Annotated in this window: 7 protein-coding genes; 6 read left to right on the top strand and 1 reads right to left on the bottom strand. The window is 62.3% G+C overall.

Features of this window, described 5'->3' with window-relative positions; genetic code table 11:
* The 6 genes from AAAB16_RS25610 to cobA form a co-directional block, all read left to right on the top strand.
* A partial coding sequence (locus AAAB16_RS25610; RefSeq protein WP_340665895.1) for a molybdopterin dinucleotide binding domain-containing protein occupies positions 1 to 3,352 on the top strand: 3,352 nt, incomplete at its 5' end.
* Between the two features lie 240 nt (positions 3,353 to 3,592).
* The gene (locus AAAB16_RS25605) at positions 3,593 to 4,798 is read left to right on the top strand and encodes a CmpA/NrtA family ABC transporter substrate-binding protein (RefSeq protein ID WP_340665894.1); all 1,206 of its coding nucleotides are present in this window, start codon (positions 3,593 to 3,595) and stop codon (positions 4,796 to 4,798) included.
* Positions 4,799 to 4,813: 15 nt separating this feature from the next.
* On the top strand, positions 4,814 to 5,389 hold the full coding sequence (locus AAAB16_RS25600; RefSeq protein ID WP_340665893.1) for an ANTAR domain-containing protein: 576 nt from the start codon (positions 4,814 to 4,816) through the stop codon (positions 5,387 to 5,389).
* 520 nt (positions 5,390 to 5,909) lie between these two features.
* Positions 5,910 to 7,124, top strand: a complete 1,215-nt coding sequence (locus AAAB16_RS25595; protein ID WP_340665892.1) for a nitrate/nitrite transporter — start codon at positions 5,910 to 5,912, stop codon at positions 7,122 to 7,124.
* Between the two features lie 9 nt (positions 7,125 to 7,133).
* The gene (locus AAAB16_RS25590; RefSeq protein ID WP_340665891.1) at positions 7,134 to 8,801 is read left to right on the top strand and encodes a bifunctional protein-serine/threonine kinase/phosphatase; all 1,668 of its coding nucleotides are present in this window, start codon (positions 7,134 to 7,136) and stop codon (positions 8,799 to 8,801) included.
* A gap of 22 nt (positions 8,802 to 8,823) precedes the next feature.
* A complete protein-coding gene (gene cobA / locus AAAB16_RS25585; RefSeq protein ID WP_340665890.1) occupies positions 8,824 to 9,567 on the top strand; it encodes a uroporphyrinogen-III C-methyltransferase in 744 nt (247 codons plus the stop codon).
* Positions 9,568 to 9,682: 115 nt separating this feature from the next.
* Here the strand turns inward: cobA and AAAB16_RS25580 are convergent.
* On the bottom strand, positions 9,683 to 11,255 hold a 1,573-nt coding region (locus AAAB16_RS25580; RefSeq protein ID WP_340665889.1), incomplete at its 5' end, for an ATP-binding protein.

The raw sequence follows: 11,255 nt of genomic DNA, 5'->3' as shown, positions 1-11,255 counted from the left end.
CGGCTTGCTGCACCTGTTGGTCAAAAACGGCCATACCGATGCGGCGTTTATCGGCGCATTTACTGAAGGCTGGGAGGTGATGGAGGACTTCCTCGAGCAATACACGCCCGCCTATGTCGCCGAAATCACAGGCCTCGCCGAAGCCGATATTCGCCAGACTGCGCTGTGGATTGGCCAGGCAGAAAACTGGATGAGTTGCTGGACCATGGGCCTGAACCAGAGCGTGCACGGCACTTGGCACACCAACGCGCTGTGCAATCTGCACCTGGCCACCGGCGCTATTTGCCGGCCGGGCAGCGGGCCGTTTTCCCTGACTGGCCAACCCAATGCCATGGGCGGCCGTGAGATGGGCTATATGGGCCCTGGTCTGCCAGGGCAGCGTTCGGCGCTGGTGGCCGAAGACCGCGCGTTTATCGAGCAGCTGTGGGGCATGCCCAGCGCCAGCCTGCGCGCCGAAACGGGCGATGGCACGGTGGCGATGTTTGAGCAGATGCGTGCCGGCAGCATCAAGGCCTGCTGGATTATCTGCACCAACCCGGTGGCCAGCGTGCCCAATCGGCAGGCGGTGATTGAAGCGCTACAAAACGCCGAACTGGTGATTACCCAAGACGCCTACCTCGACACCGAAACCAACCGCTACGCCGATATCCTCCTGCCCGGAGCGCTGTGGGCCGAAGCTGAAGGGGTGATGATCAACTCCGAACGCAACCTGACACTGATGCAGCAGGCCGTGCAGGCCCCAGGCGACACCCTGCCCGACTGGCAACTGATTGCCCGCGTAGCCTGCGCCATGGGCTATGCCGATGCGTTCAGTTACAGCAGCGCCGAGCAGGTGTTTGAGGAAATCAAAAGGGCCGCCAACCCGAAAACCGGCTACAGCATTGCCGGCGCCAGCTACGCGCGCCTACAGCAGGCGCCGCTGCAATGGCCATGCGCCGCGCCCAGCAGCAGCGTGCGCAACCCTATTCGCTACACGCAACCGAGCGGCCCGGTGTTTGCCACCGAGAGCGGCAAGGCGCAGTTCTTTGCCCGCCCCTACTTGCCGGCCAGCGAACTGCCGGATGACGACTTCCCGCTGGTGCTCAATACCGGGCGCCTGCAACACCAATGGCACACGCTGACCAAGACCGGCAAAGTGCCGACGCTGAATAAACTTAACCCCGGCCCCTTTGTGGAAATCCACCCGAGTGACGCCAAGCGCCTGGGCATCAGCGAGCGGGGCAGCGTGGAAATCCGCTCGCGGCGTGGTCGTGCCGTGTTGCCCGCCGTGCTTAGCGACCGCGTGCGTCCTGGCAACTGTTTTGCGCCGTTTCACTGGAACGATGTATTTGGCGAACACCTGGCCATCAATGCCGTCACCAGCGACGCCGTCGACCCAATCTCCCTGCAACCGGCCTTTAAGTTTTGCGCGGTTGCCCTGCACCCCATCGCCACGCCCAGCGCCGTGCTGGCACCGTCTTCAGCCAAGGAACTTGCCCCGATGCAGATCGACGCATTTGCCCGTCAGCTTAACCTCGACACCCCGGCACCCCTGGCGTTGAGTGCGGAAGAACAGTTGTATATGCAGGGTTACCTACTGGGTTTGCGCAACGTTGAAGCGCGCCAAGGTGGCGTGCCTACCCTTCCGGCCAGTGCGCCCTTTGCGGCGGGCAAACGGCTGCTGCTCGATGGGCTATTGGCTGGGCTATTTTCCCGCACCCCGAATGACGCAGCGCCCTTGGCGAGCTCCAGCGCCACCAGCAGTAGCCCTGAATGGCTGGTGCTGTGGGCCTCGCAAACGGGTAACAGCGAAAGCCTGGCCGCTACCTGCGCCGAACGCCTGGGCAGCGTTGGCCAACGGGCGCGCCTGCGGGCCATGGACGAGGCCAAGCTGGACGATCTACGCGCCGCAGCAGGTGTTGTGTTGGTCACCAGTACCTTTGGCGACGGCGACCCACCGGACAACGCCAGCGACTTCTGGCACAGCCTGCAAAACGCCGAAGCCCAGGCCTTGGCCAACAGCCGCTTTAGTGTGCTAGCGCTGGGCGACTCCAGTTATGGGCAGTTCTGCGGCTTTGGTCGCAAACTCGATGAGCGCTTGGCCGAGCTGGGCGCCGAACGTATGCAGCCGCGGCTGGACTGCGAACCGGACTACCAAGGCCCGGCCGAACAATGGCTAAGTGCGCTGTGCAGTCGCCTGGCGCCAAGCAGCCACGCCCCCGCCACGCTGCGCCCGACGCCCGTGGAAAGCAGCACGTACAACCGCGCTAACCCCCTGCGCACCACCCTGCTGCACAACCAGGTGTTAAATGGCCGGGGCGCCACCAAGGAAACCCGCCACCTAGCGTTTGACCTCACTGATCACGACTTTCCCTACCAGGCCGGCGACGCCCTTGGTGTGTGGCCAAGCAATGACCCGGCGTTGGTCAGCGAACTGCTCAGCACCCTGCGCCTGGACGGCGACAGCACGGTAGAACTGGACAATCAGCCGTCTATTGCGTTGCGCGAAGCCCTTACCGAACACTTGGAAATCGCCCGCATCAGCCCGGACCTGCTGCGCCGTGTGGCGGCACACAATGCCAGTCCCTTCCTGGAAGAACTGCTGCACGACGGCAATGGTGCGGCCCTGCAAGATTGGCTCTGGGGCCGACAAGTACCGACGCTGCTGCGCGAATACCCCATCGCCCTGGATGCGCAACAACTCGCGCGCTTACTCAAGCCATTGCAGCCACGGCTCTACTCCATCAGCTCCAGCCCTACGCTTACGCCAAACGAAGTACACCTCACCGTGGCCACAGTGCGCTACCAGCACCAAGGCCAGGCGCGCGGCGGCGTGTGTTCAACCTTTCTCGCCGACCGTGCCGGCGCCAGTAGCGTGCGGATTTTTCTGCAACGCTCCACCCACTTTCGCCCGCCACAAGAACCTGGCACGCCGCTGATCATGATTGGCCCTGGCACCGGCATCGCACCGTTCCGCGCCTTTTTGCAAGAACGTCAGGCCCAAGGCGGTGGCGGCAAAAACTGGTTGTTCTTTGGCGAACAGCGTGCCGTCAGCGACTTCTACTACCACGACGAACTGCGCACCTGGCAACGCAGCGGCCTGCTCACGCGCCTGGACACCGCCTTCTCCCGCGACCAGAAAGAAAAAGTCTACGTGCAGCACCGCATGCTCGAACAAGGTGCCGAACTGTGGAAATGGCTCGAACAAGGCGCCTATGTGTGCGTGTGTGGTGATGCCAGCCGCATGGCCAAAGACGTGGATGCGGCGCTGAAAAAGATCGTACAAGTGCACGGCAAAATGAGCGCCGGGGCGGCGACCTTGTATGTGAGTGGCATGAGCAAGGAGCGGCGCTACCTTCGCGATGTGTATTGAACTTGAGATTCTGGGCCCCCGCCTGCGCGGGGGCGACGGCGATTTATGCACCATTACCGTTCCCCTCCCAGAGTCCCTCAGGAAAATACCTATCGCCACCCGGCACAGCATTTGCTGTTCACCAAGCAAGGGTCGTATTCAGAAGACCCCAACAGACATGACAATGGCGTCGTGCTCGACCCGCTTTTACGCTGGGAGACACGGCGCCTTTTTTTTGCAAAAGAGTTTTGGGAACCCGCTATGAGCGAAAGCAACAACCCCATCGACGCTCTGCACGCCCTGGCCTGGGTGGCCGGCAGCGATGCGCCGGAAAAGAATGTGCTTAACCTCGGTTTTATGCCGCTGAGCGACTGCGCTTCGGTGGTGGTCGCCGCCACCCAAGGCTTTGCCCAACCCTACGGCCTGACCCTCAACCTGAAACGGCAAAGCTCCTGGGCCGGCCTGAGCGACAAACTACTCAGCGGCGAACTGGATGCCGCCCACAGCCTGTACGGCATGGTCTACGCCATTCAATTAGGCATCAGCGGCGCGCCGGCTACTGATATGGCGGTGCTGATGGGCCTGAACCAGAACGGCCAAAGCATCAACCTGTCGCAGCCGCTAAAAGACGCTGGCGTGACCAGCGGCAGTGCGCTGCAGCAACGCGCGCACCAAGGCGGCGCAAAACTGACCTTCGCCCAAACCTTTCCCACCGGCACCCATGCCATGTGGTTGTACTACTGGCTGGCCAGCCAAGGCATTCATCCGCTGCAGGATGTAAACAGCGTGGTGGTGCCGCCGCCGCAGATGCTTGCCCACCTGCAAGCCGGGCGCATTGATGGTTTTTGCGTGGGCGAGCCTTGGGGCGCCCATGCCATTGCCGAGGGCCAGGGTTTTACCGTTAACACCAGCCAGGCGCTGTGGCCGGACCACCCGGAAAAAGTGCTGGCCTGCACCCGCGAATTTGTCGAGCAATACCCCAACACCGCCCGCGCCCTGGTGATGGCCGTGCTGGAAGCCAGCCGCTTTATCGAAGAAAGCCCGGAAAACCGCCGCAGCACCGCGCAGCTGTTAAGCGCCAGCGATTTTCTTGATGCACCGCTGACCAGCATCGAGCCGCGTTTGCTCGGCCGCTACAGCGATGGCCTGGGCACGAGTTGGCAAGACGATCATGCCCTGCGCGTGCACAACAAAGGCGCGGCAAACTACCCGTACCTCTCCGATGGCATGTGGTTTATGACTCAATTCCGCCGCTGGGGCCTGCTGCGTGAAGAGCCGGATTATCTGGCCGTGGCACAACAGGTGCAGCAGCTTGAGTTGTACAGCCGCGCCGCCGGCAGCCTGGAAATCGCCCTCCCCGGTTCGCCACTGCGCAGCAGCCGATTGCTCGATGGCAGCGTGTGGGACGGCAGCGACCCGGCCGCCTACGCCCGCAGTTTTGCCCTGCATGCCCTTAATGATCAGTAACCGGAGACGACCGCCATGCTGCGTATCCTGCTGATCAACGACACCTCCAAAAAGGTCGGGCGCCTGCGTGCCGCTTTGAGCGAAGCCGGCTTTGAAGTAATCGACGAATCCGGCCTGACCATCGACCTGCCAGCACGAGTTGAAAGCGTGCGCCCGGACGTGGTGCTGATCGACACCGAATCGCCCAGCCGCGATGTGATGGAACAAGTGGTGCTGCTCAGCCGCGACCGGCCACGGCCGATTGTGATGTTTACCGACGAACACGACCCGGACGTAATGCGCCAGGCGATCAAGTCGGGCGTTAGCGCCTATATCGTCGAAGGCATCCACGCCGCGCGCCTGCAACCGATCATGGACGTGGCCATGGCGCGCTTTGAAAGCGACCAGGTATTGCGCGCGCAACTGCACGCCCGCGACCAGCAACTGGCCGAACGCAAACGGGTGGAACTGGCCAAGGGTCTTTTGATGAAAATGAAAGATTGCAACGAAGAAGAGGCCTACACCCTGATGCGCCGCCAAGCCATGAGCCGCCAGCAAAAGCTGATTCAGGTGGCCGAGCAGATTATTGCCATGAGCGAGATGTTGAATTAACACGCGCATAGGTTGGGCCGGCCCGTTGGGCTTCGCTGCGCTCACCGAACGCGCACCGACCCAATCTACGATCTAACCCAACCTACGTTCTGAACTCAGCGTCGCCCCCGCGCAGGCGGGGGCCCAGAGTCGTCCGGCAGACCGCATACGTCGCAACATTCTGGGTCCCCGCCTGCGCGGGGACGACGGCTGTGTTTCCAGCGTTTCGCGCTAGCACACCATGGTGCGCGCAGCACACCCTACGCGCCATAACGCAGCACGGCATGACCAATCGCGCACCCCGTTTTCAGCAAAACCCGCGTTGCAGAGCCCTGCCGCGCACTTGGCACGCAACCTGCTCATGCATTTGCACAGGTAGCCAACGGCGGTTGCCCCACCCCGACAAAGACGTCGCTATTCCCTAGGCCAAGTGCCCAGCGGAGTGCGGCGTTTTTTGCGTTTTGGCCTCGGAAACGAGGTGGTGGTGTAGCCGTTCTGGCTGCCCACCTGCAATCACTAACTTTTGCAGATGAGGTGTTGGATGACTAACAACAGTTTCTGGAAAGCCGGGCACACCCCCACGCTGTTTGCGGCGTTTCTGTATTTCGACTTGAGCTTTATGGTTTGGTACCTGCTCGGCCCCATGGCCGTGCAAATTGCCACCGATCTGCAACTGACTACCCAGCAGCGCGGCTTTATGGTCGCTACGCCGATTCTGGCTGGCGCCCTGCTGCGCTTTTTGATGGGCATGTTGGCCGATCAGGTTTCGCCAAAAACCGCTGGCATTATTGGTCAGATCATTGTGATCAGCGCCCTCGCCGTGGCCTGGCAGTTGGGCATTCACAGCTACGAGCAAGCGCTGCTGCTTGGCGTGTTTCTCGGTATGGCTGGCGCTTCGTTTGCCGTCGCGCTGCCGCTGGCGTCGCAGTGGTACCCGGCTGAGCATCAGGGCAAGGCGATGGGCATTGCCGGTGCGGGTAACTCCGGCACGGTGATCGCTGCCTTGGCCGCGCCGGTGTTGGCCGCCGCTTTCGGTTGGACCAATGTGTTTGGCCTGGCGCTGATTCCGTTGGTGCTCACCCTTATCGCGTTTAGCCTGATGGCCCGCAACGCCCCCAACCGCGCCAAGCCAAAATCCATGGCCGATTACTTCAAGGCCTTGGGCGACCGTGACAGCTGGTGGTTTATGTTTTTCTACAGCGTCACCTTTGGTGGTTTTATCGGCCTGGCCAGCGCCCTGCCCGGCTACTTCCACGACCAATACGATCTGAATCCAGTAACGGCGGGTTACTACACCGCTGCCTGCGTATTTGGTGGCAGCTTGATGCGTCCGTTGGGCGGCGCACTGGCCGATCGCTTTGGCGGCATTCGCACCTTGCTGGGCATGTATGCGCTGGCCGCCATCTGCATTGCCGCGGTGGGTTTCCACCTCTCCAGCTCGGTGGCTGCCTTGGCGCTGTTTGTCGCGGCGATGCTCGGCCTAGGTGCTGGCAATGGCGCGGTGTTTCAGTTGGTGCCGCAGCGCTTTCGCCAAGAGATCGGCGTCATGACCGGCCTGATCGGCATGGCCGGTGGTATCGGCGGTTTCCTCTTGGCCGCAGGCCTGGGCGCGATCAAACAAAACACCGGCGACTACCAATTGGGCCTGTGGCTGTTCGCCAGCCTGGGCCTGATCGCCTGGTTTGGTCTGCACGGGGTTAAACGCCGCTGGAGAACCACCTGGGGTTCGGCCGCCTTTACCGCTGCCCGCGTTTAAGGGCTGCGCATGAGCCTGCAATTGAGCTACGCCGAAGCCAGCGCCAGCGGCCCTCGGGCGGAAAACCAGGATGCGATTCGCCTGGTAACACCCGCCCCAGCGTTGGCCGCCAGCAAGGGCTACTTGTTTGCCTTGGCCGATGGCGTCAGCCAATGCGCCGACGGTGGCCTGGCGGCGCGCTCAACCTTGCAGGCCCTGGCCCTGGACTACTACGCCACCCCAGAAACCTGGGGCGTGGCGCAAGCCTTGGACCGTTTGCTGTTGGCGCAAAACCGCTGGCTGCATGCCAACGGTGGCGGCCAACCGCTGCTCACCACCCTCAGTGCCTTGGTGGTGCGTGGCACGCACTTTACCCTCGCCCATATCGGCGACTGCCGGGTGTACCGCTGGTTTGCCGGGCAGCTGCAGCGCATCAGTGAAGACCATGTGTGGGGCCAACCGGGCATGCAGCATGTGCTCAAGCGCGCCATGGGTTTGGAACAGCACGTGGTGGTCGATTATCTGGATGGTGAACTGCGCCAGGGCGAGAGTTTTCTGCTGGTCAGTGATGGTATTTGGGCGACGCTTAGCGAAGCCGCGATTGCCGGCATTTTGCGTGACGAAGGTCAGTTGCAAGCCGCCAGTCAGGCGTTGGTCAGCGCGGCCCATAAAGCTGGCAGCCAAGACAACGCCAGCGCCGTGCTGGTGCGCGTCGATGCCCTGGGTGAAGCCGGCCTGAGCGATGTGTTGGGTCAAGCTGAACACTGGCCCGTGCCGCCGGCCTTAAAGCCTGGACAGGTATTTGAAGGCTGGCAGGTGGACGCCGTTTTGGCTGAAAGCCGTCAGTCCCTGCTCTACCGTGTACATGACGCCCAGCAGCAACCCTGGCTGCTGAAAACTCTGCCCGCGGCCCGGGCAAATGACAGCGTGGCCTGCCAAGCGTTATTGCAGGAAGAATGGTTTCTGCGCCGGGTAGCCGGTCGTTACTTTCCCGAAGTGCACCACGCCAGTGGGCGTCAGCACCTGTACTACGTGATGCGCGAACACCCCGGCAGCACCTTGGCCGAGCACTTCAAGCTGCACGGCAACCTCGGCCTTAACCAATGGTTGGATATTGCCGCGCGCCTGTTACGGGCGCTGGGCATGCTGCACCGGCGCAATATTCTGCACCGCGATATCAAACCGGAGAACTTGCTGCTAAGCGGCGATGGCGACGTGCGGTTGCTGGACTTCGGCCTGGCCTATTGCCCTGGTCTGTCACGCCAGGACGCGGGCGAGCTGCCCGGCACCCCAAGTTTTATCGCCCCGGAAGCCTATGCCGGCGCTACACCCAGCGTGGCGCAGGATCTCTACAGCGCTGCGGTAACGCTCTACTACCTGCTCACCGGCCACTACCCCCATGGCGAAATCGAAGCCTTTCAGCGCCCACGTTTTGGCACGCCAGTAGCCGCCAACCGCTACCGCCCCGACCTACCGGAATGGCTGGTGCACAACCTGGAAAAAGCCTTGGCCAGCGACCCGGCGCAACGGTTTGAAACGGCGGAAGAATGGCTGTTGGTATTGCAACAAGGTGAACAACAACCCCTCGCCCGGCCAAAGGCGTTGCTGGAGCGTGAACCGTTAAAAGTGTGGCGCGGACTGGCGGTGGTTTCATTGCTAGCGAATGTGGCGCTGTTGGCCTGGTTGTTACACACATGACTGATCTGCGGAGGAACACCCCATGAGCGCAAAAGTCTGGCTGGTTGGCGCCGGCCCCGGTGACCCGGAACTGTTAACCCTTAAAGCCGTGCGCGCCCTGAATGCCGCGCAGGTGGTGATGATCGACGACCTGGTTAACCCCGCCGTGCTGGAACATTGCCCAGGGGCAAAAATCATCCCGGTGGGCAAACGCGGCGGCTGCCGTTCCACGCCGCAGGAATTTATCCATCGCCTGATGCTGCGCTACGCCCGCCAAGGCTATTGCGTGGTACGCCTCAAAGGTGGCGACCCATGCATTTTCGGTCGTGGCAGCGAAGAAGCGGACTGGCTCAAGGCCCATGGCATTGAGGTGGAACTGGTCAACGGCATTACCGCTGGCCTGGCCGGCGCCACTGCCTGCGGCATTCCCCTGACCCTGCGCGGGGTGGCCCGTGGCGTTACGCTGGTCACCGCCCACACACAGGACGACAGCAGCCTGAACTGGCAAGCGTTGGCGCAGACCGGCACCACCTTGGTGGTCTATATGGGCGTGGCCAAACTGGAGGAAATCCAACGCGAACTGCTTAGCGCCGGAATGCCCGCTAACACCCCCGTCGCCATGATCGAAAACGCCTCACTGCCACAGCAACGCGAATGCCGCAGCGAACTGGCCGGCATGCAGCAGGCCGCCCATGCGTTTGAACTGAAAGCACCGGCGGTACTGGTGATTGGCGAAGTGGCCGCAGCCCTGCAGAGCACGGTGGGCGATCAAAAGGCCTGGGCGTAGACGGCGTTTGCTCGGCGATTCTGAGCCCTCGCCTGTGCGGGGGGCGACGGCAGGGCTTCACTCGCCGCGTGTTCATAAGTGACGGCTTGCACCACTAACGCCGCGCCTGGCTCAGCTACGAGGCCATCAAACCAGCAACCGTCGCCGCCAACGCGTCCAGCGCAAACGGCTTGGTCAACACCTCCATCCCTGGTTCAAGCTGGCCATGCCAAAAGGCGGCGTGCTCGGCGTAACCGGTGATAAACAATGTTTTCAGCGCTGGGCGCAGCTCGCGCGCGGCATCGGCCATCTGCCGCCCGTTCATGCCACCCGGCAAACCCACATCGGTAATCAGCAAATCAATCTGCACATCCGAGCGCAGCACCGTTAGCCCGGCCAGGCTGTCGGCGGCTTCGATCAGGGTGTAACCCAGATCGCCCAGCACTTCGGTCAGCAGCAGGCGCACCGTCGGCTCGTCGTCGACGATAAGAATGGTGGCGCCAACCTGGGCGTCGACAGTCGGGGAGCTATTGGCAGCGGCTTCGTCCGCCGCCGCCTCGCCGAAGTAGCGCGGCAGATAAACGCTCACGGTGGTGCCCTGGCCGACTTCTGAGTAAATACGGACCTGCCCGCCAGACTGCTGGGCAAAACCGTAAATCATCGACAGGCCAAGGCCGGTGCCCTGGCCAATGGGCTTGGTGGTAAAGAACGGCTCAAACGCCTTGGCGATAATTTCTGGCGACATGCCGACACCGTTGTCGGTCACCGACAACGACAAATAGCTGCCCTCGGGAATTTCCAATGCGCTGGCCGCCTCGCCCGCCACCTGCAGGTTGGCGGTGGCAATGGTGATGCGCCCGCCGTTGGGCATCGCGTCGCGGGCGTTAATGCACAGATTGAGCAGTGAGTTCTCCAGCTGACTGGCATCCACCAGCGCCGGCCACAGGCCGCTGGCGCTGACGGTTTCGACCACAATGCTGGGGCCTGCGGTGCGTTGGATCAGCTCACTCATGCCCTCCATCAATGCGTTGACATCAGTGGGCCGCGGGTCGAGGGTCTGGCGCCGGGAAAAGGCCAATAGCCGGTGGGTTAGCGACGCGGCACGTTTCGCCGCGCCCTGGGCCGAGATAATAAATTTTTCTGCTTCTTGCCAGCGCCCCTGGGAAATCCGTTTACCCAGTAGCTCCAGTGCACCGGAAATACCCGCCAGCAAGTTATTAAAGTCATGGGCCAGGCCGCCAGTGAGCTGCCCCACTGCCTCCATTTTTTGCGACTGGCGCAGTTTTTCCTCGGCCTGCATCAGCTCGCTGGTGCGCTCGGCGACCCGCTGCTCCAGGGTTTCGTTGAACGCACGCAAGGCGGTGATGGCGCGATCACGTTCGGCCTCCACGGCACGGCGCCCTTCAACGTCGATCAGTACCCCGGGAAAGCTCAGTGGCGTGCCATCGTCGCTATGCTCAACGCGGCCGTTGGCTTCAATCCAGTAGTACTTTCCATCGGCGCGGCGCACCCGGTATTGGTGGGCATAGGCGCCGCCACGGGCCACCACTTCGTCGATTGCCGCGATCAGCCCGTCGCGGTCTTCCGGGTGCACGGTGGCAATCACTTGCTCCAGGCTAAGGCCATTGCGACCCAGCGCCGGGTCCAGGCCAAAGGCGCGGGCAAAGGGTTCGTCAACGGTGAAGCAGTCGGTGGGCAAGTCCCAGTGG

Source organism: Pseudomonas sp. (assembly GCF_037994325.1).
In the GTDB taxonomy this organism is placed as follows: Bacteria; Pseudomonadota; Gammaproteobacteria; order Pseudomonadales; family Pseudomonadaceae; genus Aquipseudomonas.
The sequence above is the reverse complement of the archived record's forward strand: the minus strand, read 5'-3'. Positions and strand labels throughout refer to the sequence as shown.